The following is a 25,165-nucleotide window of genomic DNA, read 5'->3' as shown; positions in this document are numbered from 1 at the left end:
CTCCCATCGGGAGAGGGAGGGAGCGGCGTAGCCGCGGAAGGGTGAGGGTGTGACGGAGGCCACATCGCCCCCACCCTCACCCGACCCTCTCCCACAGGGAGAGGGCTTTGGAGAGATCGAAATGCCCCTTTACCTCAACGACGAACAGACGATGCTGCGCGATACGGCGAAGGACTTCGTCGCCGAACATGCGCCCGTCAGCCACCTGCGCGCGCTTCGCGACGCGAACGACCCCACCGGCTTTTCGCGCGACCTGTGGAAGCAGTTTGCCCAGATGGGTCTGAACGGCGTGCTGGTGCCCGAAGCGCAGGGCGGCCTGGGCCTGGGCCATGTCGAAGCGGGCGTGGTGCTGGAAGAGATCGGGCGCAACCTGTCTCCCTCCCCCTTCCTCGCCACCGCGGTCGCGGCGGTCGAGGCGCTGAAGGGCAGTGCGCAGGCGGACCGCTGGTTCCCCGGCATCGTCTCGGGCGACACGATCGCCGCGCTGGCGATCGACGAAGGCCCCAAGCATCGCGACCGGATCGGCATGACAGCCGAACGCGCGGGCAACGGCTTTCGCCTGAACGGTGCCAAGCAGTTCGTCACGCATGGCCATGTCGCCGACCTGCTGATCGTCGCGGCGCGCACCGCCGGGTCGGCGGCGGACGCGGACGGCGTGACGCTGTTCGCGGTGCCGCGCGATGCTGCGGGTCTCGAGGCGTCGCCGGAGCGACTGGCCGATTCGAGCCTCGCCGCGCGAATGACCTTCGACGGCGTGACGGTCGATGCCGATGCGGTGATCGGCGAGGTCGATGGCGGACGCGGCGGGCTCGACCGGCTGCTGCAGGCCGGCCGGACGGGTGCGTCGGCCGAAATGCTGGGCGTCGCCGGCGGCGCGATGGACATGACCGTCGGTTATCTGAAGGAACGCAAGCAGTTCGGCACGCTGATCGGCAGCTTCCAGGCGCTGCAACATCGCGCCGCCCACCTGTACAGCGAGCTGGAGGTCGCACGCGCCGCAGTGCTGAAGGCGCAGCAACTGCTTGACGCCGGATCGGATGAGGCGGACGAGGCGGTGTCGGTCGCCAAGGCGATGACCGGCATGGCGACGACGCTCAGCGTTCAGGAAGGCGTTCAGATGCATGGCGGCATCGGCATGACCGACGAATATGACATCGGCTTCTTCATGAAGCGCGCCCGGGTGCTTGCCGAAATGTTCGGCGACACCGGCTTCCACGCCGACCGACTGGCGCGCGCGGCAGGCTATTGATGAGCGACGAGGTCGTAATCGAGCATCGCGAGCGCACGCCCGAAGAGCTGGCGGCGATGCTCGTCACGCTGCTCGACGTCGAGACGCTCGATACCGATCTGTATCGCGGCCCCCGCCAACCGGGTGGCCGCGGTCGGGTGTTCGGCGGGCAGGTGATCGCGCAGGCGTTGCAGGCGGCGCAGAGGTCGGTCGAGGGCAAGGATGCGCATTCTCTACACGCCTATTTCATGCGGCCGGGCGACGAGAATTTCCCGATCGTGTATCAGGTGACGCGCGATTTCGACGGCAAGAGCTTCGCCACGCGCCGGGTGGTGGCGATGCAGCAGGGCCAGCCGATCCTGACGATGACCGCCTCGTTCCAGGCGCCCGAGGACGGCCTGCACCATCAGGATACGATGCCCGAGGTGCCGGCGCCGGAGACGCTGAAGTCGGAGCGCGAGCTGCGCCTCGCCGTCGCGGATAAGGTGCCGGAGAAGTTCCGGGATTTCTTCACGCGGCGGCAGAATGCGATCGAGATGCGGCCGCTGTACCCGCGCAGCTGGTTCCTGCCGGAGAAGCGCGCGCCGAACAACGCCGCCTGGTTCCGCACCGCCGCGCCGATCGGCGACGATCCGGCGCTGCATCGCGCGGCCCTCGCCTATGCGTCCGACATGGCGCTGATGGCGACGAGCATGATGCCGCACGGCGTCAACTGGCTGATGCCCGAAATGCAGACCGCCAGCCTGGACCATGCTTTGTGGATCCACGAGCCGTTCCGCGCAGACGACTGGCTGCTCTACGTCACCGACAGTCCCTGGGCGGGCCATGCGCGCGGCATGAACCGGGGCAGCATCCTCACGCAGGACGGTCGGCTGGTGGCGAGCGTCGCGCAGGAAGGGCTGATCCGGAAGCGGGCTCCGCGCGGCTGATCGGCGTCAGCGTGACGACGGGCGGCGGCACGTATGCCGACTTTTCGCCCGGCTTGCGGATGACGTAACGCACGCGTTCGATGCAGCCGACATAGCCCGGGCCGGGCTTGAACGTTGCGCTGCGCAGCATGTTTTCGGCGGCCGCGCCGAAATCGGCCGTCGGTTCGGCGGCCTGCGCATGGACGTTGCCGATCGCGCCCCAGGGCGCGACGTCGAACGTCACCATCGCCCAGCCTTCGATGCTACGCGCATTGTAGTTGGTCGGATAGACGAGCTGCGGTCGCCGGTCCCACACATGCTCGCGCGGACAAGTTGTCGCCGCAGGGCGCCAGGCATCTTCTTCGGGCGCAGGCGGCGCGGGCAGCAGGGTCGGCGCCTTGAAATAGCCGAAGGTGCAGGCCTTGCGGGCGCCCTTCTCGAAGCGCGAGCGTGCCACCGCCTCGCGCCCCGCCCGGTCGAGCGGCGCCGTGCCGCTGCTGTCGAGCGTGCGGATCGCCTTGGGCTTGCCATCGCCGGACAGGTCGAAGCCGATCAGCGTCCAGCTGACATAGCCCGGCTGATCGGGCAACGCCTTGAAATCCGGGAAAGCACGCAGCAGCGCCTGTGGGGCCGGATCGCCGCAATCGCCGCCGGCATGGATGCGATCCCAGATGCTGCGCGGCGGCGTGGTCCGCGGCGTCATGAAAGTCGCGATGACATCGTGTAGCGGGGCGCCCGTTACCGAGCTGACATCGGGTGTGAAGGTGACGACGCACCCCTTTCGCGCAGCACCGGCGGCGAAGCGGGTCGCGGCGAGCGCCGGGGCGATATCCTCGCCGTCCTGCAGATAGGCGCTGCCGCGGCGCACAATGGTCAGCGGCCGACCGCTGGCATCGATCCGGAAGTCGAAGGTCGCGGAGGCGCGACCGTTGCCGGTCCAATAGAGGACCGTACGGCGCGGTTCGGCGGCCATCACCGGCTGCTGGCTGCCCCCGTCGCGGCAGAGCACCGGGCTCATCGTCCAGTGGAGCAGCCATTGCCCCGACTCCGGCGCGCGCGGGACGGAGGGCACCGAAATGATCGGCAGGGGAGCAGCCTGCGGGGCGGCGAGAGCGGCGGCGAGGATCAGCAGCATGGCCGCATCCTGCGCGCGCCGCGTGACGGCATCAAGTCAGACGGCGGTCTTGCCATATTCCTGGCGCGTGACCGGGTGGCTCGACGACAGCCCCCCGTCGACCGCCAGCGCCTGCCCGTTGACGTAGCTGGCGTCGTCGGAGGCGAGAAACAGGGCGACCTTGGCCAGCTCTTCCGGCTGGGCGCCACGCCGTAGCGGATTGAGGCGGCCGACGCGGTCCATCTTGCCCGCCTCTCGCGCGTAATCGAACGTCGGCTTGGTCATGCCGGTTTCAGTGAGGCCGGGGCAGATGGCGTTGACGCGGACGTTGCTGCCCGACAGCTGCTGCGCGGCGACCGCGGCGAGGTTGATGACGCCCGCCTTCGACGCCGAATAGGCGGGCGAGCCCGCGCCGGAGCGGATGCCGGCGACGCTGGCGGTCAGCACGATCGCGCCGCCTCCCCGCTCGGCAATGCGCGGCGCGGCGTGCTTGATCGCGAGGAACGGGCCGATCAGGTTCACGCGCAACACGTCGGTGATCAGCGCGACGTCGGTGTCGAAGATATTGGCCATGCCGCCTGAGATGCCGGCGTTGGCGAACATGATGTCGAGGCCTCCGAAGCGTTCGCGGGCGAGGTCGATCGCGCGGACGACGTCGGCTTCGCTGCCGGCATCGATGCGCAACGCCTCTGCCGTGCCGCCGGCCTGACGGATCGCGTCTGCCGTGGCGTCGGCCCCGTCGGTGAGGTCGGCGACGAGCACGCGGCCACCCTCTGCGGCGAAGGCCACGGCAGCGGCACGGCCGATGCCGCTGCCGGCGCCGGTCACGATGATCGATTTGTCGGTGAAGCGGGCCATCAGATCGTCACCCCGCCATCGACGACCATCGCCTGGCCGGTCATGTAGCGGCTGGCGTCGGACGCGAGATAGACGACCGCACCGGCGATATCGATGGGATCGCCCAGGCGCCTGAGCGGCGTGTGGCGGCTGGAGCGTGTCTCCGCCTCGGGCGTGTCCCACAGCGCGCGGGCGAAGTCGGTCTTGATCAGGCCGGGCGCGATGCAGTTCACGCGGACATTGTCGGGGCCGTACTCGACCGCGTAGTTGCGGGCGAGCTGGAAGTCCGCGGCCTTGGACACGTTATACGCGCCGATGACGTCCGAGCCCTTCAGGCCACCGATCGACGAGACGATGACGATCGATCCTTCGCGCCGTTCGCGCATCTCGGGTGCCACCATCTGGATCAGCCAGTGATTCGACAGGATGTTGTTGTCGAGGATCTTGCGGAACTGGTCGTCGGCGATGCCGGCGAGCGGTCCGTAATAGGGGTTGGAGGCGGCGTTGCAGACCAGCACGTCGATCTGGCCCCATACCGCGCGCGTTCGATCAACCAGTGCCTGCAAGGCGGCCTTGTCGGAGATGCCGGCGGCGATGGCGATCGCCCGGCCCTCTCCGAACGTGGCGTTGATCTCGGCAGCGACCGCGTCGCAGGCGTCCTGCTTTCGGCTGGAGATGACGACACGGGCACCGGCGCGGGCGAGCTCGATCGCGCTCGCCTTGCCGATGCCGCGGCTGGAGCCGGTGACGATGGCGACTTTGCCGGTAAGGTCGAACAGCGACATGGAGGCCCTTTCAAAAGTCACAAAAGTCACACGAAACCATCTTTTTCGCCTCGCACTTCATGCGAGCTATACCGTCCAAGCCGTTGATTAAGCGCCAGCCGCTTGTGCGAAGTGCCAGCTCGCCGCGGCGAGGCGGTGGACCTGCGCTGCCGACCGTTCGGCCTGCGCGCTGGACGCGGTGCCATCGACGATCCGCTTCTTGATGCCCTGAACGATGCCGGTCAGGCGGAACAGGTTGTAGGCGAAATACCAGTTGAGATCGGGCACGCCGTCGCGGCCTGTGCGCGCGCAATAGCGGTCCACCATCTGCTCGATCGTCGGGATGCCGGTGGCGGGGCCAGTCTGTCCCTTCACGCCCGATCGGCCTTCCGGCTCGGTGACCCAGCTCATGAGGAAATAGCTGAAGTCGGCGAGCGGATCGCCGAGCGTCGACAGCTCCCAGTCGAGCACCGCGATGACGCGGGGCTCAGTCGCGTGGAAGATCATGTTGTCGATGCGATAGTCGCCGTGGACGATCGACGTGCGCGTCTGGTCCGGCACTGTGCGTGGCAGGAAGTCGATGAGCTTCTCCACCTCCGGCATGTGTTCGGTTTCGCTGGCGCGATATTGCTTGGTCCAGCGTTCGACCTGGCGGGCGAAGTAATTGCCTGGCTTGCCGTAATCGCCCAGGCCCGCGGCGACGTGATCGGTGTTGTGGAGGTCGGCGAGCGTGTCGACCATTGCGTTGTAGATGCCGGTGCGCTGGTCGGGCGTATAGTCCGGCAACGTGCCGTCCCACAGGTTACGCCCGTCGGCGAGGCCCATGACATAGAACATCGCGCCGATGACGCTGTCGTCGGTACACAGGCCATAGGGCTTCGCGACCGGAAAGCCGGTCGGGTACAGGCCGGCGATGAGGCGATATTCGCGATCGACCGCATGGGCGGAGGGGAGCAACGGCCCGAACGGCTTCCGGCGCAAGACGTAGGCGCCCGACGGGCTGTCGATGCGATAGGTCGGGTTGGACTGGCCGCCGGCGAATTTGGCGTAGGTGAGCGGGCCGGTGAAGCCGGCGACGTTCGCCTCCATCCAGCGGGTGAGGTTCGCCTCGTCGAGCCGGTCCTTGTCCGTGACGGCGATGGTGCCGGGGGGTGTGGTCATGCGGCTGCCTTTTGGATTGCGCGATGGTCTGCCCCGCCTCCTCCGACACCCCGGACTCGGTCCGGGGTCCACTCCGCGGCGAGGGGGGCGGTTCGAGCCTCGTGCCGTGCCCGTGCGGCCCGGTGGACCCCGGAACGAGTCCGGGGTGACGAGGTACTGTGGGCGATCGTCACGCGAAGGTAATCACGCTGCGGGTGGCGTCACCCTTGCGCAGTTCGTCGAACGCGTCGTTGATCCGATCCAGCGGCATGCGTTCGGCGATGATCGTGTCGAGGTCGAGGCTCCCGCGCATGTAGAAATCCACCAGGCGCGGAATGTCGACGGGGAAGCGGTTGCTGCCCATCAGGCCGCCCTGCAACTTCTTGCCCGACAACAGGTCGATCGCCGACAGGCCGACCTTCTCCGACGGCGGCAGCATGCCGAGGATCGTCGCGGTGCCGCCGCGGCGGAGCACCTTTACTGCGGTGGCGGCGCTTTGGGGGCGGCCGACCGCCTCGATCGCGTGGTGGACGCCACCTTTTGTGATCTCGACCACCTCGTCCGCCGCGGTGTCCGACAGCGCGTCGATGCTGTGCGTCGCACCGAGCTTCTCGGCGAGCGCACGCTTTTCCGGCACGGGATCGAGCGCGATGATCTTGCCCGCGCCGGCGATCTTGGCGGCGTTCACCGCGGCGAGGCCGATGCCGCCGCAGCCTACGACGCACACCGTTTCGCCGGGCGTGACGTCGGTGGTGTTGAACACCGCCCCGGCCCCCGTCGTCACCGCGCAGCCGATCAACGCGGCGCGGTCCATCGGCATCTCCGGATCGATCGCGACGCAGGCATGTTCGTGGACGAGCATCATCTCGGCATAGGCCGACAGGTTGAGCATCTGGGCGACCGGTTGGCCGTCGAGGGTGAGGCGCGGCGCGGCGCCTTTGGGCCGGCGGACGCCCGCATCCACGCACAGGAACATGCGCCCCGTGACGCAGAATTCGCAATGGCCGCAGAAGGCGCTGAGGCAGGTGACGACATGATCACCGACCTTCACGGTGCGCACCTCGCTGCCCACCGCCTCCACCACGCCCGCGGCTTCATGCCCCGGAATGGTGGGGAGCGCATGCGGGTAGATGCCGTCGACGAAGTGCAGGTCGGATCGACAGACGCCCACCGCGACGGTGCGGATCAGGACTTCGTGCGGGGCCGGATCGGCGACGGCGACGTCCTCGATACGGAGCGGGGTCTTGGGTTCGAAGAGGACGGCGGCTTTCATGGGAATGGTCCTGTCCGGGAGGGTTCCCCTCCCCGTTCGGGCTGAGCCTGTCGAAGCCCGGCCCTCGCGGAGAGGTGCCCTTCGACAAGCTCAGGGCGAACGGAGTAAGGAAGGGGGGCTCAGCGCGCGGGGCGCTCCGCAGCATAGTCGCCATATTTGCCGAATTCGGCGCGGGCGATGGCGCGGTTGTGGACCTCGTCGGGACCGTCGGCGAAGCGGAGCGTGCGCAGCGCCGCCCAGGCATGCGCGAGGTGGAAGTCCTGGCTGACGCCGCCGCCGCCATGCGCCTGGATCGCGTCGTCGAGGATCTGCAGCGCCATCGTCGGTGCCGCAACCTTGATCATCGCGATCTCGAGTTGCGCGGCCTTGTTGCCCGCCTTGTCCATCATGTCGGCGGCCTTGAGGCACAGGAGTCGCGTCATTTCGATGTCGATGCGCGCCTTGGCGATCCGCTGTTCCCACACCGAATGGTCGGCGATGCGCTTGCCGAAGGCGACGCGGCTGAGCAGGCGCTTGGCCATCGCCTCGATCCCCGTTTCGGCGACGCCGATGGTACGCATGCAATGGTGGATGCGGCCCGGCCCGAGGCGCCCCTGCGCGATCTCGAAGCCGCGGCCTTCGCCGAGCAGCACGTTCTCGACCGGCACGCGCACGTCCTTCATCACCACCTCGCCATGGCCGTGCGGCGCATGGTCGTAGCCGTAGACGGTCAGCATGCGTTCGATGGTGACGCCGGGCGCGTCCATCGGCATCAGGATCATGCTCTGCTGCTGGTGGCGCTTGGCCGACGTGTCGGTCTTGCCCATCACGATCGCGACCTTGCAGCGCGGATCGCCGACGCCCGACGACCACCATTTGCGGCCGTTGATGACGTAGTGATCGCCATCGCGGACCATCGAGGTTTCGATGTTGGTCGCGTCGGACGAGGCGACGGCGGGCTCGGTCATCAGGAAGGCGGAGCGGATATCGCCGTTCATCAGCGGCCGCAGCCATTGCTCCTTCTGCTCGCGCGTGCCGTAGCGGTGGAAGACCTCCATATTGCCGGTGTCGGGCGCGGAGCAGTTGAACACCTCCGACGCCCAGCCGATCTTGCCCATTTCCTCGGCGCACAGGGCGTATTCGAGGTTGGTGAGCTGCGTACCTTCGAACGCGAACGTGTCGTCGACGTGGGTCTGGCCCGAGTTGGGCGGCATGAAGAAATTCCACAAGCCTGCGGCCTTGGCCTTCGCCTTGCACTCTTCGATGACGGGGATCACCTTCCAGCGCTCGCCTTCATGTTCCTGCGCGTCATGTTCGGCCTGGCGGGGGCGGATTTCCGAATCGATGAACTGGCGGACGCGGTCGCGGAAATAGGTTTCCCGCTCGCTCAGGGTGAAGTCCATGGGGCGTCTCTCCAACGTATGTTTGGCAGAGGTCTAGGCCGTACCGTACATTCGGTAAAGTCCCATCCGCCCGCTTCCGATGGCTTTTTCACGCCTGACGCCGGACACCTCAAGAAAACACTGTTTCTTCGAAAGCGGCATTGATAGACTGGCCGGATGGAACAAACGGGGGCGGACGCCGGCGAAACCGTCGGGGCGGAGGAACAGGGCACCAAGCGCTTCCGGGCGAAGCGCGATGCGATCCTGTCCGCCGCAGCGGAGGCGATCAACGAACAGAGCGCGAAGGGCATGACCTTCGCCGACGTGGCGCGCCGCGTAGGGCTGAACACGACCAGCGTCACCTATTATTTCAAGCGCAAGGAAGACCTGGCGGCGGCAGCGTTCGAACATACGCTGGACCAGCTGCTCGCCATGCTGGACGATGCGCTCGCCCAGCCGACGCCGCAGGCACGCGTACGCCGCTACCTCGGCCTCATCATGGACCGGCTGGCGCGCGTGCAGCGCGGCGAGGATCGCGCGATGGCGGTCCTGTCCGACCTGCGCGCGAGCGAGGAGCCCAACCGTACCCGATTGCTGAATCGCTGGCGCGAGGTGTTCCGGCGGACGCGCTCCTTATGGGGCCCTGCCGCCAGCCGCGCGGAGACGGACCTGTTCGGCGCGCGGGCGCACGTGCTGCTGGAAAACACCTTCTGGCTGCCGATCTGGGTGTTACGTTACGAACCGGATCAATACGATCGCATCGAAGCGCGGCTGATGGACGTGTTCGAACATGGCATCGCCGCGCCGCATGCGCGTTGGGCGCCGCAGCCGATCGATCTGAGCCACGAAGAAACCGAGCCGGGGCGCGCGGCCTTTCTGCTGGCGGCGACGCGGCTGATCAACGAACTGGGCTATCGCGGTGCATCGGTGCAGCGGATCGCGGCGGAGCTGAACGTCACCAAGGGCAGCTTCTACCATCACCTCGACGCCAAGGACGATTTGGTCATCGCCTGCTATCGGCGCAGCTTCGACACGATCAGCGATGCGCAGCGACTGGCGGATGAGACCGGCGGCAGCCACTGGCAGCGGCTGTCGAGCACGATCGCGACGCTGCTGGACGTGCAGTTCGCCGAACGTGCCCCACTGCTGCGGACGACGGCGCTGTCGGGCCTGCCGGCGATCGTGCGGACGGCTATGGTCGACCGGTCCAACCGGATCGCGCGGCGCTTTGCCGGCACGATGATGGACGGGATCGCCGAAGGATCGATCCGCCCGGTCGATGCGCTGGTGGCGGCGCAGGCGCTGATGGCCCTGCAGAATGCGGCGTTCGATATGCGGAAATGGGCGGGAACGATGCCGCGCGAACGTGCGGTGGCGATGTATGCCTCGACCCTGTTCTTCGGCCTGTTCGACGATCGCGCCCTTCACGACGCGTGAGCGTTAGCCCCGCAGCGGCCTACGCGACGCAAGCACGGACGCGCGGAAGACCGGGGCGCAAATATCGGGCGGGGCGGCGCATCGGCCGCCCCGTATCCGTCAATAGCCGGCGAGCTGCGCGAAGCGTTCGCGATGGAAGGCGGCATTGCCCCACATCGCCTCCACCACCGCTGCGCGCTTCATGTAGAAGCCGGCGTCATGTTCGTCGGTCATGCCGATGCCGCCGTGCAGCTGGATCATTTCGCGGCTGACGAGGCGCAATGTGTCGCCCGCCACCGCCTTGGCGAGGCTGACGCTCTGCGAAAGGTCGCTGCGGCGCGCATCGATCGCCTCCAGCGCCCCCTCCACCACCGATCGCATGAGTTCGAGCTCGGTCAGCATCTTCGCCATGCGGTGCTGGAGCGCCTGGAAGGTGCTGAGCTGCTGGCCGAACTGGACGCGCGTCTTGAGATAATCGTTGGTGGTGGCGAATGCCTGTTCGGCGAGGCCGAGCATCTCAGCGGTGACCAATGCGGTGGCGTGGTCGACGATTTTGGCCGTGAGGTCCGTGCCGCCAAGCCGGGTCGCCGGCGCCTTGTCGAAGCGGACCTCGGCATGGCTGCGTGCATCGGCCATGCGGCGGGTGGAGCGGGTGACGCCCTCGTCGCCCGCCACAAGGTACAGGCCGTCGGCAGCGGCGACGACGAAGGCCGCGGCGCTGTCCCCCTCCGCGACGAACGCCTTGGTGCCGGTGAGGCGGCCGTCCTCGACGCGGGTGTTGATGGGGCCGCCGTGGAGCGGGCCTTCGTCGACGGCGAGCGTCGCCACCGCCTCGCCACTCGCGATGCGCGGCAGCCATTCGGATTTGGCGGTATCGCTATCACCGAGCACGATCGCCGTTGCCGCCGGGCCCGTGGAGCCAAGCGGATGCGCGACGAGCGTGCGGCCAAGCTGTTCGATCACCATGCCGAGCGACAGATAGCCGAGTTCGGAGCCGCCATGCGCTTCGGGCACGACGATGCCGCCCCAGCCCATCTGGCCCATGTCGCCCCAGGCCTTGACGTCGAACCCTTCCGCGGGCGCGGCGTTGCGCAGGCGGCGGAAGGCAGTGACCGGGGATTCGTTGTCGCCCCATTCGCGCGCCATGTCGCGCAGCATCGTCTGTTCTTCGGTGAGGACGGCCATGCCGTGAACTCCTGAGTTTGGGTGCGCGGGTGTTGGTGGCGGTTATTGGTGCCAGTTACTGGTGGTCCAGCATCCCGAGGATGCGCTTGGCGACGATGTTGTTCTGGATTTCGGAGCTGCCGCCGTAGATCGACACCGCCTTGCCCCACAGCCAGGTGCGGGTCTGCGCCAATTCGTCGTCGGTGAACCCCTCGCCTTCCCAGCCGAGACCATTCATCCCCATGATCTCGATCGCGAGTTCGGCGCGGTCCTGCGTGATCCGCGCGCCGACGTTCTTCATGATCGAGGTCGCGGCCGACGGCCCCTGGTTCGACTTCGCCTCGGCCGCGGCGCGACGCAGCGTGAGGACGAAGGCGCGCACGTCCATCTCGTGGCGGATGATGCGGGTGCGCAGGTCGGGATCGGCGATGCGGCCCTGTTCGTCAGTGCCGCGATAGGCCTTGGCGATCTCGCTGAGCGGCTTGCCGGCGAGCAGGCGCCCGGCCGAGCCGCCACCACCCGACAGGCTGGAGCGTTCGTGCTGGAGCAGCCGCTTGCCGATCGTCCAGCCTTCGCCTTCGCGCCCGACGAGGTTTTCCTTCGGCACCTTCACGTCGGTAAAGAAGGTTTCGCAGAAGGGCGACGAGCCGGAGATCAGGCGGATCGGCTTCACTTCGACGCCGGGGGCATCCATGTCGATCAGCAGGAAGCTGATGCCTTCATGCTTCTTCGTCTTGTCGGTGCGGACGAGCGCGAAGCATTTGTCGGCCCATTGGCCGCCGGACGTCCAAGTCTTCTGCCCGTTGACGAGATAATGGTCGCCCTTGTCCTCGGCGAAGGTCTGCAAGGACGCCAGATCCGAGCCGGCGCCGGGTTCGGAATAGCCCTGACACCAGCGCACCTCGCCGCGCGCGATGGCGGGGATATGCTCCTGCTTCTGCGCCTCGGTGCCATATTCGAGCAGCGTCGGGCCGAACATCATCACGCCCATGCCGCCGATCGGATTCCAGGCACCGATCCGCGCCATCTCCTCTTGCAGCACGCGCGCCTCGGCGCGGCTGAGGCCACCGCCGCCATATTGCGCGGGCCAGGTGGGGACGCCCCACCCCTTCTCGCCCATCGCCTTCGTCCAGGCGGCTTCGTCGGGCGTGGGATCGTGCGGGCCTTCGACGGCGGACATGCCGCCATCCTTATGCGCCAGGGCCTTGGGGAAATGCGCAGCCAGCCAATCGCGGGCCTCCGTGCGGAAGGCGTCGAGCGGATCGGTGGGGGCGTCGGCGGTGAGGGCAGTCGCCATCATGTCTCTCCTAATCCCGAATCTGAAGATCGGGTATGCTGCGGACAGCCATGCCATGAATGATCGGGCGTGCAAAGCCCCGCATTGGCTTGGCGCGCAGCTTGCGGCACAAGAGCGCCGACACGTGTGGGGAGTGGGGCATGCGGTTCGAGCATAAGGCGGTGCCGATCGCGCTGGCGGCCGTCCTGATCGACACGATCGGCTTCGGCATCGTCGCGCCCGTCTTCCCCGCGCTGCTGCGCAGCCTGGGCGAGACGGACATCGAACAGGCGACGCGGATCGCCGGGTGGATGCTCGTCGTCTATGCCGGCGCGCAATTCTTTGCCGGGCCGGTGCTCGGCAATCTGTCCGATCGGTTCGGCCGGCGGCCGGTGCTGATCGCATCGATGGTGAGTTTCGGGCTGGATTATGCGGTGATGGCGATCGCGCCGAGCGTCGGCTGGCTGTTCGCCGGACGCGCGATCGCCGGGATCGCTGGCGCGGTCTATGGCCCTGCCGGATCGGTGATCGCCGACGTGACGCCGCCCGACAAGCGCGGCGGTACCTTCGCGCTGATCGGCGCGGCGTTCGGCCTGGGCTTCATCATCGGCCCAGCGCTGGGCGGGCTGTTTTCGCTATGGGGACCAAGAGCGCCGTTCTTCGCGGCGGCGCTGCTGGCGCTGGTCAATGCGGTCGTGATGCTGGTGGCGATGCCGGAGACGCTGGCGCCTGAGAACCGGCGGCCGTTCCGTCTGCGCGACGCGCATGTCATCGGCGCGTTCCGGCCGCTGTTCCATGCCGGCAATGCCGCGCCGCTGCTGATCGCGATGTTCCTGTGGCAATTGGCGCACATGGTCTATCCGGCGACCTGGAGCTTCTGGGCCACCGCACAGCTCGGCTGGGACGCCAAGGCGATCGGCTGGAGCCTTGCCTTTGTCGGGGTGGTGGCGACCATCGTGCAGGGTGGACTGACCGGGCCGGCCATCGCGCGGCTGGGGGAGCGGCGGGCACTGCTGATCGGACTGACAGCGGCGGGCCTGTCGTTCCTGGCGTTCGGCGGCGTGACCCAGGGGTGGCAGGTCTATGTGCTGTTCGCCGTCAGCGCCTTCGATGGCTTCGCCATGCCGGCGATGCAGGCCATGGTGTCGCGCATGGTCGACGCATCACGTCAGGGGCAGTTGCAGGGCGGACTGGGTGCGATGGGCAGCGTGTCGGCGATCGTCGCGCCGCTGCTGCTGACGCAAGTGCTCGCCTGGGGCCTGGCCCACGGGTTTCCCGGCGCATCCTTCGTCATCGCAGGCGTGCTGGCGCTGGCGGCGGGCGCCATCGTGATGATGCGGGTGCGGGCGGCCGGGTGATGATACCAGACGATTTCGAACATTGCGTATGGCGTCGGCGCGGACCTTGCCCTAGCCTTCGCCGATGAGCCCGACCACCGACCCCGCCCTCACCCCCCTGCGCGACGTCATCGCCGGTTTGCAGCCGGACGCGGGCGGCTGGACGGGCGTCGTGCCGGACAGCTGGTTGCAGGGTCGGACCGCGTATGGCGGCCTGTCGTCGGCGCTCGCCTTGCATGCCGCCATGGCGTCGGACAGCGATCTGCCCCCGCTGCGCTCGGCGCTGGTCGCGTTCATCGGCCCGCTGAGCGGCGCGATCACGATCCGTGCCGAGCGGCTGCGGCGCGGGCGCAACGCCGCCTTCGTCCAGGCAGACGTGACGAGCGAGGCGGGCCTGGGCTTGCGTGCGACCTTCGTCTTCATGGGGCCGGTGCCGTCGCGGCTCGACCAGCGCGCGCCGGTCGGCCCGGCGGTATCGCCGCCCGGACCCGACGACCGGATCCTGCGCGGCCATCCCGCCGTGCCCTTCACCGGTAATTTCGAGCTGGTCGATGCGCCCGACGCCGGCCCTGCGGAGTGGCTGCGCTGGGTCCGGCTGAAGGACCGCGAGGGGCTGCACCCGATGGTCGAACTGATGGCGGTCGCCGATTGCCTGCCGCCCGCCGCGATGAAGCTGCTCGGCGGGCCGGCGCCGGTCAGTTCGATGACATGGCAGCTGAACCTGCTCGCCGATACGCCGGTGACGCAGGATGGCTGGTGGCTGCTACAGGCGGTCGCAGGCCATGCGCGCGACGGCAGTTCCAGCCAGCGGATGGGGATCTGGTCCGCCGACGGCACGGCGATCGCGGATCAGATGCAGAGCGTGGCGGTCTTTGCCTGATCGCCCTCTGCGCCGATGAAGCAATCCTGCCCTGCACCCGGTAGGTTTCCACTATTACTACTAAACCTGCCGCATCCCAGCGTTCAACACAGGTGACGCCCCTTGTCTTAAGCACCGATTATCTGACGAAAAGGTGAACTATTGTTCACGGGACAGGGCTTGGCGGCTCACCTATATTGCAGCTCTTCGATGTGGAGAATGCACGATGCGTAAGCTTGCCTTTATCGCCATTCCGCTGATGATGGCCTCTGCCCAGCCCGCTCTGGCCAAGGGGTGTCTGCGCGGTGCCGCCGCCGGCGCGGCGGCCGGTCATTTCGTCGGCAAGGGTCACGCCATGCTCGGCGCCGCGGCGGGTTGTGCCGCGATGCACCACCATTATGCCAAGCAGGCACGCGCGCAAAAGGCGCAGGCCAAGGCGGCGGCGCAGCGCTGAGCCGCTGCGACAGTTTGCGACACAAATCCGCGCGGCCGACATGACCGCGCGACAGAGCTGATCGACAAGGCGCATCGTCGGGCGGGGGTTGGCCCCGCCCCCTGGAGACCAGGACGATGCGTACAGCTCTGATTTCGATGATGGCGACGGGCGGCCTGCTCGCAACGGCTGCGACCGCGCAGACCGCGCCACAGGCCCCCGCTCCTGCCCCCAATGCCGCCGCACGTCCGCACGGCGGCATGATGCGGGCCGATGCCAATGGCGACGGCACCGTCACGCGCGCGGAAGTGATCGCGCAGGCGCAGGCGCGCTTCGACGCGATGGACACCAATCATGACGGCACCGTCACGCCCGACGAACGCGCCGCGGCGCGCGCTGCGATGTGGGCCAAGCGCGGTGGCGGCACCGGTGACGCTCCGGCCATGAACCGCGGAGGCAACGGTGGTGGTCGCACCCTGACCCGCGCCGACGCCACGGCCCGCGCGGGTGCGCGCTTCGACCGGATGGACACGAACCACGACGGCAAGCTCGATGCGACCGAGATGACGGCGGCTCGCTCTGCGATGCATCACGGTCGCCGTGGCGGCGCTGCGCCCGACGCCAGCCAGCCCGCCGGCACGCCCGACGCGCAATAAGCCTATTCTGACGGCAAGCGCCGGGCGGTCCCGATCGGACCGCCCGGCTTTGCAGGAGACGATTCGCGTGGCAGAGCCGGATCTTATGGGAGACATGCAGCATCTGCTGCTCGTCGATGACGAGCGTTCGATCCGCGAGCCGCTGGCGCAATATCTTACCAAGCAGGGCTTTCGCGTGACCCAGGCCGCCGATGCGGAAAGTGCGCGGATGCGGCTGGCGGCCTATGCGATCGATCTCGTCATCCTCGACGTTATGATGCCGGGCGAGGACGGCCTGTCGCTGTGCCGGCATATCGCCGCGACCAGCGACACGCCCGTCATCCTGCTGACCGCCAAGGCCGAGGAGACCGACCGGATCGTCGGGCTTGAAATGGGCGCGGACGATTATGTCACCAAGCCCTTCTCGCCCCGCGAACTCGCGACTCGCGTGAAGGTGGTGCTGCGCCGGCTGACCGTGGGCGGCGCGCGGCAGCATGCGCCCGAAAGCGGCTCCTATGCCTTCGCCGGCTGGGTGCTGAAGACAGGCGAGCGCTCGCTCGTTGATCGCGAAGGCGTCAGCGTGCCGCTGTCGACCGGGGAGTATAATCTGCTGTTGGCGCTGGTGACGCGGCCCCGGCAGGTGCTGACGCGCGACCAGCTGCTCGACCTGACGCAGGGCCGTGAGGCCGCGGCGTTCGATCGCGCCATCGACAATCAGGTCAGCCGCCTGCGCCGAAAGATCGAGGCGGACGCCAAGACTCCCGATATCATCAAGACCGTCTGGGGCGGCGGCTATACGCTGGCCGCGGAAGTGACGCGGCTGTGACGCAGCCCGCTGCGGCGGCGGCGCCGCGCGCCAGACGGCGGCTGTGGCCGCGCAGTCTTGCCGGGCAGATGGCCGTGCTGATCGCGCTGGCGCTGTTCGTGGCACAGGCGGTGAATTTCGGGCTGGCGCTGCGCGATCGCGCGCAATTCCGGTTGGCGCAGGCGGCACGGCCGGTCGCGATCCGCATTGCCGATGCGGTCGAACGCGAGGCGCAAGGCCTGCGGCCGATCCTGCGCGACCGGGGGCGCGTGCGCCGCGCCGATGCCGACGCGATCCCGGCCGACCTGCCACGCCTGCCCGCCTTTGCCGACGAGTTGCGCGACCAGCTGCGCGAACAGGGGATGGAGGTAGGGCGGATCGATACCGGCGTGCGTCCCTGGGCCGGAATCGACGATGCATGGCAGGCGCGCAATCCGATGCGGCCGGGCCGCTATCGCCGGCACGTCGAGCGGCCGGAAGCCGCACTGCTGGTCGCGATCGAGCAGCCGGGCCACGGCTGGCTAGCGCTGACGGTCGCCTGGGGTGACAATGGCGGCATCCGGCTGTTCTGGCGCTTGTTCGCGCAGACGCTGATCCTGTACGCGGTCGTCCTGCTTCCGGTGCTGTGGATCGCGCGGCGGATTTCGCGGCCGTTGCGCGCGCTGACCGCCGCGGCCGAGCGGTTCGGGCGCAGTGGCGAAGGCGTGGTGCCAGTGCCCGTGCGCGGGCCGGCCGACATCACCGGGCTGGTCCAGTCGTTCAACCAGTTGCAGACGCGCGTCACCGCGATGCTCGACGAAAAGGACCGGATGCTGGGCGCGATCGGCCACGATCTGCGCACCCCCCTCGCCGCGCTACGCGTCCGGGTCGAATCGGTCGAGGACGACACCGATCGCGCCCGGATGAGCGACACGATCGCCGAAATGAACCGGACGCTCGACGATATCCTGTCGCTGGCACGTATGGGTCGGCCCAGCGAACCCGTCACCGAGGTCGATCTTGCCGCATTGGTCGATGCGGTGGTCGAGGATTTCCGCGATCTGGGTCAGGACGTATCGTTCGACGAGGCCGAGCGGCTGCGCATGCGGCTGCGCCCCTCGCTGATCCGCCGCGCGATCCGCAACCTCATCGAAAACGCCGTGAAATATGGTGGCGGTGCCGAGGTGAGGCTGATCGCCGAGCCGCAGCGCGTCGCGATCGAGGTGGGCGACCGCGGGCCGGGCATCCCCGAGGCGCGGCTGGGCGACGTCTTCGCGCCCTTCACGCGCCTGGAAAGCTCGCGCAACCGCGATACCGGCGGCATCGGGCTAGGCCTCGCGCTCGCCCAGACGATCGTGCGAGAAGCCGGCGGCGAGATACGGCTTACGAACCGCGCGGGCGGCGGCCTGTGCGCGACGATCGAGCTGCCGCGCTGATCCGCCGTCAGACCTGCGGCACGGCGGTCGCCCAATTCCCCATGTCGGAATAGAGGTAATCGCTTTCGAATTCCGCGACGGCGGCAAGGCCGGTCAGGTCGAGGATTTCGACGTGACCGTTGCGGAAGACCAGCAGGTTCCGCTCACGCAGATCGCGCAGCACGCGATTGACGTGGACGCCGGTCAGGCCGCACGCCTCCGCCAGATCGGGCTGGGTCAATGGCAGCTCGAACCGCCCAGCCTGCGCCAGCCCCACCATGGTCAAACGCGCGTTCAATTCGCAGAAAAAGTGCGCCAGCCGCCCGTCTGCTCCCAGTCGCCCGAGCCGGAAAATCCATTCCCGGTGCATCGCCGCATCGAGCAGCGTCGAGAACCATAGGACCCGCGTAAGATGCGGATGCCGGTCGGTGATCGCCGTCAGCGTCTGGTGATCGTACAGCGCCACCTTTACCGGCCCCAGCGTGCCGATATCGTGATCGAGCCGCCCGGTCGGGAAGCCATGCAGATCGACGAAGTCACCGGGCACGTGGACCGACACCAGCTGCCGATACCCTTCGCGATCGTCCATATAGCGGGTGATATAGCCGTCGACGAGCAACATGCTTTGTTCGAGCCGCTCGCCCCGGCGCACTAGATGCTGGCGCGCGGGGAAGTCCTTCACGGTCTGGACGGCATCTTCCAGGATGCGCTGCTCCTCGTTCGAAAGGCGCTCGCGCCCCCGCCCCATCAGGAAGCGGCCGGTGAGGGGAAAGCGCCCGAGCGCGTCAGATCGGGGCAAGGCGCGGACAGCATCATCGATCATGACCCTGTCAAACACGGATCGGGGGCGTAACGTTCCCAGATCGACCGCAGCTGTTTTCGGAACACTTGCCCCCTCCCCCCGTTTCGATGCGAAGGCGGAACAGTTGATCCGCGATGCCCGTATGCCGCATGGGGTGCGTGACATATAAAACAGGGGGATAAGTCCAAATGCTCGAACCGGATCGCAATGTCTGGCGGATCGAGCGGGCGAACCGCCTGTCGGTGATCGTCGATGCCGACCGGTATTTCGGCGTGGCGCGCGAAGCCTTCGCCGCGGCGAAGAAACGCCTCATGCTGGTCGGCTGGGATTTCGACGCGCGTATCCCGCTGGTCGGCGACGGCGTGGACGTCGACGGGCCGGAGACGGTCGGCGATTTCCTATACTGGCTGGTCGAGCGCAATCCGGACCTGGAGCTGTATCTCCTGCGCTGGGACATCGGCGCGCTGAAGTCGATCTTTCGCGGCAAGACGCTGTTTACCGTGTGGAAGTGGGCACGGCATCCGCGCATCCACGTGAAGCTCGACGCCCATCACCCGACCGGATCGTCGCATCACCAGAAGATCGTCTCGATCGACGACTGCCTTGCCTTTTGCGGCGGGATCGACATGACCGCGGAACGCTGGGACACGCGTGCGCATCGCGACGACGATCCCGGACGGCGCCTGCCGGGCGGCGGGCTCTACAAGCCGTGGCACGATGCGACGACCGCGATCACCGGCCCGGCGGCGGCGGCGCTCGCCGAATTGTGCCGCAACCGCTGGCGGCTTGCGACGACGCATCGGCTGGCGCCGGTCGAGGGCGAGGTGTCCTGCTGGCCGGATTCGCTCGCGCCGACGTTCGAGGACGTCGATGTCGGCATCGCGCGCAGCCAGCCCGAGATGCCGGGCGAGGCGCCGGTGACCGAGGTGGAGGCGCTGTTCCTCGACCAGATCCGGGCCGCACGCCGGCACATCTATTGCGAAAGCCAGTATTTCGCCTCGCGCCGCATTGCGGAGGCGATCGCGGCGCGGCTGGATGAGGAGGACGGCCCGGAGATCGTCATCGTCAATCCGCTGACCGCGCAAGGCTGGCTGGAGCCGATCGCGATGGACACGGCGCGCGCCCGGCTGGTCGAGACGCTGCGGCGGCGCGACCGACACGGGCGGCTGCGGCTGTACCATCCCTTCACGCAAGGGGGCACGGCGATCTATTGCCATGCCAAGATCACGATCATCGACGACACGCAGTTGCGGATCGGATCGGCGAACATCAACAATCGCTCGCTGCGGCTCGATACCGAATGCGACGTCGTGGTGGATGCGGCCCGGCATCCCGGCCGCGGACTGGAGGCGACCATCGCGGACGCGCGCGCCGACCTGATGGCCGAGCATCTGGGCGTATCCCCCGCCACGGTGGCAGCGACGATCGACGAAACGGGGTCGCTGATCGAGACAATCGAGCGGCTACGCGGGTCCGGCCGATCGCTGCGGCCCTATGAGGTGCCAGACCTGGACGGCGTGCAGGAATGGCTGGCCGACAATGAGATCCTGGACCCCGAAGGACCGGGTGAAATGTTCGAAGCGACGACCCACCGCGGGCTGTTCCGCGGGCGGCTGAAACGACGCTAGCGCGCGGGGGCCTGCTGGGCGAGCAGGCGGTCGAGCAAGGCGAGCCGGACGGCAATGTCCTTGCGATAGGGTGCTCGCTCCGGCGTCAGCGCGAGCGCCTGCGCCCAATAGCGGCGTGCGAGCTGAAACTCGCCGGCGCGGATATAGGCGAGGCCGAGGAAGAAGCGCGGCCCCGGATGGTCGGGCGCGAGGCGCATCGCCTGCTGGAACGCGAAGAGGGCGGGCGGCGACACCACGTCGCGGTCATGCGCGGCCATCGTCGTACCCAGCGCGGTCCATAGCATCGCGCTGCTGCGATAACGGTTGATCCCGCCCAAAAGCGCGATCACCGCAGACCGTCGGTCGCCGGAGCGGGCGAGCGCATCGGCCGCGATCAGATAGGTGCCATCGGCGGTGAAGCGGCCGAACATTGCATCGCGCAGCGTGACGAGTTCGGGATCATCGGCTTGCAGCGCCGCATTGCTCCGCGGCGCGGCGCCGGGCCGCATCGGATTGCCCTGCCACGCATAGCCTGCCGCGCCGAGCATCAACGCGGCGCCGACCATCGACCATAGCCGCCGGTCGACCCGCAGCGCGACGAGCGCCGCAAAGCTCGTCCCGGCGATCAGGAGAAGCGCGATCCAGCCCATCAGTCGCGCCTCCGGCGCCGGAAGCTCGACCGCGCGATGCCGATGCCGATGGCGAGCAGGACAAATGGCGCGGCCCACAGCGGGCCCGTCGCCGCGCCCAGCGGCGGATCGTAGCTGATGTAATCGCCATAGCGTTCGATCAGCCACGCGCGGATCGCCTGCGGCGTCTCCCCCGCGGCGATCCGGCTGCGCACCAGCGCGCGCATGTCGCCCGCCATGCTGGCGTCGCTGTCGGCGATCGACTGGCCCTGACAGACGACGCAGCGCAGCGTCTCCATCAACGCGCGCGCCTTCGCCTCCTGCGCCGGATCGCGCAGTTGCGTGTCGGCGAGTGCCGCCGGCGGGGTCGTCGGATCGGCGAGCGCGGGGGTAGCGAGCGTCGCCGCGAGCAGGATCGCCCAGCCCCTCATCGTGCCGCCTTCACCGCGGCGGCGATCTGCGCCACATCGCTCGCGCGGATATCGCCGACATGTTGCAGGACGATACGCCCCTGCCCGTCGACCACGAAGCTTTCCGGCACGCCGGACGAGCCGAGCGCCAGCTGCACCGCGCTCTGCCGGTCATCGCCGATACTGGCATAGGGGTCGCCGTTCTGCCGCAGGAAAGCTGTGAGCGCGGGCGTGGTGTCGCGGATCGCGATGCCTTCGATCGGCACGCCCAGGGTCTTTAGACGCATCAGCTGCGGCGCCTCGGCGATACAGGGGATGCACCAGCTCGCGAAAATGTTGATCAGGCGCGGCTTGCCCGTCAGCGCGCCGCTGCCGGGCTTGCCGGGAACGATGGCGGGCAAGGTGACGTCGGGCAGCGGCTTGCCGATCATCGCCGAGCGGACGGTGCGGTCTGCGGGGCGGAACAGGCCGAACGCCACCACGACCGCGATCGCGACGAACGCGGCGAGCGGCGCCCAGAGCAGCCAGCGCTTCACGCCACGCCCTCGCGCAGCGCGCTACGCCGCTCGCGCCGCCAGCGACCGATCAGCGACAAGGCACCGCCCAGGGCGACCAGTGCGCCGCCCAACCAGATCAGCGTCACGAACGGCTTCCACCATAGCCTGAGCTGCCAGCGCCCCTGCGTGTCGGGCTGGCCGAGCACGGTATAGAGCTGGCCGTCCCACAGCGTCAGGATCGCGCTTTCGCTGGTGGTGGTGACCGGGTCGGAGAAGAAGCGCGATTGCGGGCGCAGGATCACCGTGTCCTCGTCGCGGATCGCGCTCAGCCGCGCCTCGAGCGCCGACCAATTCTGGCCGATCACGGGGCGGACGCCCTGAAGCCGCACGGTGAAGGGACCGACATGGACGGGCTGGCCGACCCGCGCCGCGACCAACGTCTCCGACGTATAGGCGGCATCGCACGCCATGCCGGCAAGGCTCACCGCGATGCCGAGATGCGCGACGACCATGCCCCAGGTGAACAGCGGCGTGCGCCACGGATTGCGGCCGAGCAGCGGCAGCACGCTCGCCACCGCCAATCCCGCGGCGAGCGACAGGCCGAACAGCGGCAGCACGCCCGGCGGTGCCAGCACGACCAGCCCGGCGCCCGTGAAACCCGCCGCCGCGACCGGCCACATCATCCGCTCGAGTAGCGCGTTCGCGCTGTCCCGCCGCCAGCGCAGCAGTGGCCCGGCCGCCATGACGACGACGAGTGCCAGCGCGACCGGGCCCGCCGCCTTGTTGAAGAAGGGCGGCCCCACCGACAGCTGCACGCCGAAGCCGGCGGCGACGAGCGGGTAGAGCGTGCCGATCAACACGATGCCGAGGATGACCGACAGCAGCAGATTGTTGAGGACCAATCCCCCTTCGCGACTGACCAGTTCGAACGTCGTGCCCGCACGCACCGTACCGATCCGCGCCGCGAACAGCGCCAGCGCGCCGCCGATGTAGATGGCGAGCAGCGCCAGGATGAAGGCGCCGCGCTCCGGATCGACCGCGAAGGCGTGGACGCTGGTGAGGATACCGGAGCGGACCAGGAAGGTGCCGATCATCGACATCGAAAAGGCGACGACGGCCAGCATCACCGTCCACGCCCGCAAGCCGTCACGCGTCGCCAGCACCGTTACCGAATGGAGCAAGGCGGTCGCGGCCAGCCACGGCATCAGCGAGGCATTCTCGACCGGGTCCCAGAACCACCAGCCGCCCCAGCCCAGCTCGTAATACGCCCAATAGGATCCCGCGGTGATGCCGAGCGTCAGGAACACCCACGCCCCCAGCACCCAGGGCCGCATCGCCCGCGCGAACGCCGGGCCGACGTCCCGCGTAATCAACGCGCCGACCGCGAAGGAGAAAGCGACCGAAATGCCAACATAGCCGATGTACAACGTCGGCGGATGGAAGGCGAGACCGGGGTCCTGCAACAGCGGGTTCAGCCCCATGCCGTCGCGCGCCGGCATCGGCAGCCGCGCGAACGGATTGGAGGCGAACAGCAGGAAGGCGTAGAAGCCGAGCGCAATCCCCGCCTGCGCGGCCAGCGTCGCGATCAATGTGCGGTCCGGCAGGCGGCGCTCCAGCACCGCAACCGCGCCGCCGGCAAGGCCCAGGATCGTCACCCAGAGCAACATCGACCCTTCATGATTGCCCCAGGCGCCGGCGAATTTGTAGATCCACGGCTTGGCCGAATGGCTGTTCTCGACCACCAGCTTGACCGACATGTCGGACGCGAGGAACAGCGCGATCAGCGCCGCCATCGCCAGCAGCGCCAGCGCGCCCTGGACGATCGCGACGGGGCGGACCGCGGCGATCGTCTCGATGCCGCCACGCGACAGGCCGATCGCGCCCAGGGCCAGCTGCAACGCCGCCAGCGCGGCCGCGAGCCATAAGGCGGCAAGGCCGACCTCGGCGATCATGGTTCCAGCGTCCGCGTCTCGTGCATCGCCTTGCCGCCCTTTGCGGCGAGTTCGGGCGGCATGTACTTTTCGTCGTGCTTGGCGAGCAGGTTGGTCGCGGTGAAGCTGCCGTCGGGGTTGAAATGCCCCTCGGCGACGACGCCCGAGCGCTCGCGGAACAGGTCCGGCGCGATGCCGGCGAAGGTGACGGGGGTGGTCGCGATGCCGTCGCCGACGACGAAGTGGATGGTGACCCCATCGGGCGCACGCTTGATCGACCCGGCCTGCACCATGCCACCGAGGCGCACCGCGCGGCCGAGCGGCAGGCCCTGCTTCGCGACGTCGGACGGCGCGTAGAAGAACGACGCCTGATCCTTCAGCGCGGACATGGCGAGCAGCGCCGCCGCGATCACCGCGGCGAGGCCCAGCAGCACGAGCGTCAGCCGTTGATGCTTCGCCTTCATTTCTCGGCGCGCTGCATCGCGATATAGCTCACAAGCGTCAGCGCACCCGCCGCGCCGAGCGTGACGGCATACGCCGCGACGATGAACGGCCAGTGGTTCATGCCCGCGCCATCCGCCGCATCCGCGCTTCGGCCTTGGTCCGCGCAAGCGTCGTCCGCATGCGCATCAGGACGATCGCGGCGAACAGCGCGGTGAAGCCTGCCATCGTAAAGCCCAGCGGCCACAGGATGCTGCCCGCGATGCTCGAACCGGTGAGGCCGATCGACGGCCCCTGGTGCAGCGTATTCCACCAGATCACCGAATAGCGGATGATCGGCAGCAACACGGTGCCGGCAATGCCGTACAGCGCCGGAATACGCCCATCGCCGCCGCGCTCCGCATCGGCGCGGGCAAGCGCCATATAGCCGCAATAGACGAAGAACAGCAGCAGCATCGACGTCAGCCGCCCGTCCCATTGCCACCACGTCCCCCAGGTCGGCCGCCCCCAGATCGATCCGGTGACGAGGCAGACGGCGGCGAACATCGCCCCCGGCAAGGCGATCGCGCGCGCCGCAACGTCGGCCAGCGGATGCCGCCAGACCAGAAAGGCAATGCTGCTGATCGCAAGGCCGCTCCACCCGCCCATACCGAGCCAGGCGGCAGGCACATGGATGTAGAGGATGCGGACGCTGTCCCCCTGCAGATAGTCGCGCGGGCTCTGCGTCAGGCCGGCCCAGCAGCCGACGGCGATCAGCGCGACGCCCGCCCACAGCAGCGCCGGCGTCAGCACGCGGGCGAGCTTCAGGAAGCGGGCGGGATTGGCAAGGGCATGAAGGGTCGGCACGGTCGCCCAGCGTCATAGCAGCTTTGCGGCCGCCGTCATCCCGTCGGTTGCAGCGGCG

Annotated in this window: 25 protein-coding genes; 10 read left to right on the top strand and 15 right to left on the bottom strand. The window is 68.3% G+C overall.

Annotated elements, in window-relative coordinates:
• Positions 1-121: 121 nt before the first annotated feature.
• Positions 122-1,249 (top strand): acyl-CoA dehydrogenase family protein, encoded by a 1,128-nt coding sequence (locus tag ACP7A3_RS13405; protein ID WP_426255937.1) that lies wholly within the window; start codon positions 122-124, stop codon positions 1,247-1,249.
• Entirely contained in the window at positions 1,249-2,157 is a 909-nt protein-coding gene (locus ACP7A3_RS13400) for an acyl-CoA thioesterase (RefSeq protein WP_426255936.1), read from the top strand. The genes ACP7A3_RS13405 and ACP7A3_RS13400 overlap by 1 nt, the downstream gene beginning before the upstream one ends.
• Here the strand turns inward: ACP7A3_RS13400 and ACP7A3_RS13395 are convergent.
• From ACP7A3_RS13395 to ACP7A3_RS13370, 6 genes are all read right to left on the bottom strand, one after another.
• Entirely contained in the window at positions 2,084-3,271 is a 1,188-nt protein-coding gene (locus ACP7A3_RS13395) for an energy transducer TonB (RefSeq protein ID WP_426255935.1), read from the bottom strand. The two genes, ACP7A3_RS13400 and ACP7A3_RS13395, sit on opposite strands and share 74 nt — an antisense overlap.
• A gap of 36 nt (positions 3,272-3,307) precedes the next feature.
• Positions 3,308-4,108, bottom strand: coding sequence for an SDR family NAD(P)-dependent oxidoreductase (locus tag ACP7A3_RS13390; protein WP_426255934.1), 801 nt, complete (start codon positions 4,106-4,108; stop codon positions 3,308-3,310).
• The gene (locus ACP7A3_RS13385) at positions 4,108-4,872 is read right to left on the bottom strand and encodes an SDR family oxidoreductase (RefSeq protein ID WP_426255933.1); all 765 of its coding nucleotides are present in this window, start codon (positions 4,870-4,872) and stop codon (positions 4,108-4,110) included. The genes ACP7A3_RS13390 and ACP7A3_RS13385 overlap by 1 nt, the downstream gene beginning before the upstream one ends.
• Positions 4,873-4,959: 87 nt before the next feature.
• Positions 4,960-6,012, bottom strand: coding sequence for a phosphotransferase family protein (locus tag ACP7A3_RS13380; RefSeq protein ID WP_426255932.1), 1,053 nt, complete (start codon positions 6,010-6,012; stop codon positions 4,960-4,962).
• 169 nt (positions 6,013-6,181) lie between these two features.
• A complete protein-coding gene (locus ACP7A3_RS13375) occupies positions 6,182-7,264 on the bottom strand; it encodes a Zn-dependent alcohol dehydrogenase (protein ID WP_426255931.1) in 1,083 nt (360 codons plus the stop codon).
• 119 nt (positions 7,265-7,383) lie between these two features.
• Positions 7,384-8,646, bottom strand: coding sequence for an acyl-CoA dehydrogenase family protein (locus ACP7A3_RS13370; RefSeq protein WP_426255930.1), 1,263 nt, complete (start codon positions 8,644-8,646; stop codon positions 7,384-7,386).
• Positions 8,647-8,802: 156 nt separating this feature from the next.
• Here ACP7A3_RS13370 and ACP7A3_RS13365 point away from each other — a divergent pair, with 156 nt between their 5' ends.
• Positions 8,803-10,062, top strand: coding sequence for a TetR/AcrR family transcriptional regulator (locus tag ACP7A3_RS13365; protein ID WP_294210466.1), 1,260 nt, complete (start codon positions 8,803-8,805; stop codon positions 10,060-10,062).
• Positions 10,063-10,161: 99 nt separating this feature from the next.
• On the opposite strand, the gene ACP7A3_RS13360 is transcribed toward ACP7A3_RS13365, so the two are convergent.
• Both ACP7A3_RS13360 and ACP7A3_RS13355 read right to left on the bottom strand, forming a co-directional pair.
• Positions 10,162-11,226, bottom strand: coding sequence for an acyl-CoA dehydrogenase family protein (locus ACP7A3_RS13360; RefSeq protein ID WP_426255929.1), 1,065 nt, complete (start codon positions 11,224-11,226; stop codon positions 10,162-10,164).
• Between the two features lie 55 nt (positions 11,227-11,281).
• The gene (locus ACP7A3_RS13355) at positions 11,282-12,502 is read right to left on the bottom strand and encodes an acyl-CoA dehydrogenase family protein (protein ID WP_295560929.1); all 1,221 of its coding nucleotides are present in this window, start codon (positions 12,500-12,502) and stop codon (positions 11,282-11,284) included.
• A 140-nt stretch (positions 12,503-12,642) separates the two neighbouring features.
• On the opposite strand from ACP7A3_RS13355, the gene ACP7A3_RS13350 reads away from it, so the two are divergent.
• The 6 genes from ACP7A3_RS13350 to ACP7A3_RS13325 all read left to right on the top strand — a co-directional run bounded on the left by ACP7A3_RS13350 (position 12,643) and on the right by ACP7A3_RS13325 (position 17,965).
• A complete protein-coding gene (locus ACP7A3_RS13350; protein WP_426255928.1) occupies positions 12,643-13,839 on the top strand; it encodes an MFS transporter in 1,197 nt (398 codons plus the stop codon).
• Between the two features lie 64 nt (positions 13,840-13,903).
• Positions 13,904-14,698, top strand: coding sequence for a thioesterase family protein (locus ACP7A3_RS13345; protein WP_426255927.1), 795 nt, complete (start codon positions 13,904-13,906; stop codon positions 14,696-14,698).
• Positions 14,699-14,903: 205 nt separating this feature from the next.
• Positions 14,904-15,131, top strand: coding sequence for a hypothetical protein (locus tag ACP7A3_RS13340; protein WP_294210452.1), 228 nt, complete (start codon positions 14,904-14,906; stop codon positions 15,129-15,131).
• A gap of 116 nt (positions 15,132-15,247) precedes the next feature.
• A complete protein-coding gene (locus ACP7A3_RS13335; RefSeq protein ID WP_426255926.1) occupies positions 15,248-15,766 on the top strand; it encodes a hypothetical protein in 519 nt (172 codons plus the stop codon).
• 85 nt (positions 15,767-15,851) lie between these two features.
• Positions 15,852-16,571, top strand: a complete 720-nt coding sequence (locus ACP7A3_RS13330; RefSeq protein WP_426256047.1) for a response regulator — start codon at positions 15,852-15,854, stop codon at positions 16,569-16,571.
• Entirely contained in the window at positions 16,568-17,965 is a 1,398-nt protein-coding gene (locus ACP7A3_RS13325; protein WP_426255925.1) for a HAMP domain-containing sensor histidine kinase, read from the top strand. The genes ACP7A3_RS13330 and ACP7A3_RS13325 overlap by 4 nt, the downstream gene beginning before the upstream one ends.
• Positions 17,966-17,972: 7 nt before the next feature.
• Here ACP7A3_RS13325 and ACP7A3_RS13320 read toward each other — a convergent pair whose 3' ends face one another.
• Positions 17,973-18,767 (bottom strand): Crp/Fnr family transcriptional regulator, encoded by a 795-nt coding sequence (locus ACP7A3_RS13320; RefSeq protein ID WP_426255924.1) that lies wholly within the window; start codon positions 18,765-18,767, stop codon positions 17,973-17,975.
• A gap of 167 nt (positions 18,768-18,934) precedes the next feature.
• On the opposite strand from ACP7A3_RS13320, the gene ACP7A3_RS13315 reads away from it, so the two are divergent.
• Positions 18,935-20,374, top strand: coding sequence for a phospholipase D-like domain-containing protein (locus ACP7A3_RS13315; RefSeq protein WP_426255923.1), 1,440 nt, complete (start codon positions 18,935-18,937; stop codon positions 20,372-20,374).
• On the opposite strand, the gene ACP7A3_RS13310 is transcribed toward ACP7A3_RS13315, so the two are convergent.
• From ACP7A3_RS13310 to ccmC, 6 genes are all read right to left on the bottom strand, one after another.
• Complete coding sequence (locus tag ACP7A3_RS13310; protein ID WP_426255922.1) at positions 20,371-21,003, bottom strand: tetratricopeptide repeat protein; 633 nt, start codon at positions 21,001-21,003, stop codon at positions 20,371-20,373. The genes ACP7A3_RS13315 and ACP7A3_RS13310 overlap by 4 nt on opposite strands.
• A complete protein-coding gene (locus tag ACP7A3_RS13305) occupies positions 21,003-21,413 on the bottom strand; it encodes a cytochrome c-type biogenesis protein (protein WP_426255921.1) in 411 nt (136 codons plus the stop codon). Before ACP7A3_RS13305 ends, ACP7A3_RS13310 begins: the two co-directional genes overlap by 1 nt.
• Positions 21,410-21,928 (bottom strand): redoxin family protein, encoded by a 519-nt coding sequence (locus ACP7A3_RS13300; protein WP_426255920.1) that lies wholly within the window; start codon positions 21,926-21,928, stop codon positions 21,410-21,412. The genes ACP7A3_RS13305 and ACP7A3_RS13300 overlap by 4 nt, the downstream gene beginning before the upstream one ends.
• On the bottom strand, positions 21,925-23,841 hold the full coding sequence (locus ACP7A3_RS13295; RefSeq protein WP_426255919.1) for a heme lyase CcmF/NrfE family subunit: 1,917 nt from the start codon (positions 23,839-23,841) through the stop codon (positions 21,925-21,927). Before ACP7A3_RS13295 ends, ACP7A3_RS13300 begins: the two co-directional genes overlap by 4 nt.
• Complete coding sequence (ccmE, locus tag ACP7A3_RS13290) at positions 23,838-24,284, bottom strand: cytochrome c maturation protein CcmE (protein WP_017979230.1); 447 nt, start codon at positions 24,282-24,284, stop codon at positions 23,838-23,840. The genes ACP7A3_RS13295 and ccmE overlap by 4 nt, the downstream gene beginning before the upstream one ends.
• Before the next feature lie 97 nt (positions 24,285-24,381).
• Positions 24,382-25,107 (bottom strand): heme ABC transporter permease CcmC, encoded by a 726-nt coding sequence (gene ccmC, locus ACP7A3_RS13285; RefSeq protein WP_147034736.1) that lies wholly within the window; start codon positions 25,105-25,107, stop codon positions 24,382-24,384.
• Between the last annotated feature and the right edge of the window lie 58 nt (positions 25,108-25,165).

Source organism: Sphingomonas sp. DC5200-1 (assembly GCF_049897245.1).
Taxonomy (GTDB): domain Bacteria; phylum Pseudomonadota; class Alphaproteobacteria; order Sphingomonadales; family Sphingomonadaceae; genus Sphingomonas; species Sphingomonas aquatilis.
Note: the sequence above shows the minus strand (reverse complement) of the source record. Positions and strands in the feature narration are given on the sequence as shown.

What these genes read in the sequence shown, in the direction of transcription:
- ACP7A3_RS13340 (WP_294210452.1), top strand. Translation starts at nt 14,904, where the DNA reads ATGCGTAAGCTTGCCTTTATCGCCATTCCGCTGATGATGGCCTCTGCC.
- ccmE (WP_017979230.1), bottom strand. Translation starts at nt 24,284, where the DNA reads ATGAAGGCGAAGCATCAACGGCTGACGCTCGTGCTGCTGGGCCTCGCC.
- ACP7A3_RS13365 (WP_294210466.1), top strand. Translation starts at nt 8,803, where the DNA reads ATGGAACAAACGGGGGCGGACGCCGGCGAAACCGTCGGGGCGGAGGAA.
- ACP7A3_RS13295 (WP_426255919.1), bottom strand. Translation starts at nt 23,841, where the DNA reads ATGATCGCCGAGGTCGGCCTTGCCGCCTTATGGCTCGCGGCCGCGCTG.
- ACP7A3_RS13390 (WP_426255934.1), bottom strand. Translation starts at nt 4,108, where the DNA reads ATGGCCCGCTTCACCGACAAATCGATCATCGTGACCGGCGCCGGCAGC.
- ACP7A3_RS13385 (WP_426255933.1), bottom strand. Translation starts at nt 4,872, where the DNA reads ATGTCGCTGTTCGACCTTACCGGCAAAGTCGCCATCGTCACCGGCTCC.
- ACP7A3_RS13380 (WP_426255932.1), bottom strand. Translation starts at nt 6,012, where the DNA reads ATGACCACACCCCCCGGCACCATCGCCGTCACGGACAAGGACCGGCTC.
- ACP7A3_RS13360 (WP_426255929.1), bottom strand. Translation starts at nt 11,226, where the DNA reads ATGGCCGTCCTCACCGAAGAACAGACGATGCTGCGCGACATGGCGCGC.
- ACP7A3_RS13310 (WP_426255922.1), bottom strand. Translation starts at nt 21,003, where the DNA reads ATGGGCTGGATCGCGCTTCTCCTGATCGCCGGGACGAGCTTTGCGGCG.
- ACP7A3_RS13375 (WP_426255931.1), bottom strand. Translation starts at nt 7,264, where the DNA reads ATGAAAGCCGCCGTCCTCTTCGAACCCAAGACCCCGCTCCGTATCGAG.
- ACP7A3_RS13350 (WP_426255928.1), top strand. Translation starts at nt 12,643, where the DNA reads ATGCGGTTCGAGCATAAGGCGGTGCCGATCGCGCTGGCGGCCGTCCTG.
- ACP7A3_RS13400 (WP_426255936.1), top strand. Translation starts at nt 1,249, where the DNA reads ATGAGCGACGAGGTCGTAATCGAGCATCGCGAGCGCACGCCCGAAGAG.
- ACP7A3_RS13370 (WP_426255930.1), bottom strand. Translation starts at nt 8,646, where the DNA reads ATGGACTTCACCCTGAGCGAGCGGGAAACCTATTTCCGCGACCGCGTC.
- ACP7A3_RS13320 (WP_426255924.1), bottom strand. Translation starts at nt 18,767, where the DNA reads ATGATCGATGATGCTGTCCGCGCCTTGCCCCGATCTGACGCGCTCGGG.
- ACP7A3_RS13395 (WP_426255935.1), bottom strand. Translation starts at nt 3,271, where the DNA reads ATGCTGCTGATCCTCGCCGCCGCTCTCGCCGCCCCGCAGGCTGCTCCC.
- ACP7A3_RS13330 (WP_426256047.1), top strand. Translation starts at nt 15,852, where the DNA reads ATGGGAGACATGCAGCATCTGCTGCTCGTCGATGACGAGCGTTCGATC.
- ACP7A3_RS13345 (WP_426255927.1), top strand. Translation starts at nt 13,904, where the DNA reads ATGAGCCCGACCACCGACCCCGCCCTCACCCCCCTGCGCGACGTCATC.
- ACP7A3_RS13315 (WP_426255923.1), top strand. Translation starts at nt 18,935, where the DNA reads ATGCTCGAACCGGATCGCAATGTCTGGCGGATCGAGCGGGCGAACCGC.
- ACP7A3_RS13355 (WP_295560929.1), bottom strand. Translation starts at nt 12,502, where the DNA reads ATGGCGACTGCCCTCACCGCCGACGCCCCCACCGATCCGCTCGACGCC.
- ACP7A3_RS13405 (WP_426255937.1), top strand. Translation starts at nt 122, where the DNA reads ATGCCCCTTTACCTCAACGACGAACAGACGATGCTGCGCGATACGGCG.
- ACP7A3_RS13305 (WP_426255921.1), bottom strand. Translation starts at nt 21,413, where the DNA reads ATGAGGGGCTGGGCGATCCTGCTCGCGGCGACGCTCGCTACCCCCGCG.
- ACP7A3_RS13335 (WP_426255926.1), top strand. Translation starts at nt 15,248, where the DNA reads ATGCGTACAGCTCTGATTTCGATGATGGCGACGGGCGGCCTGCTCGCA.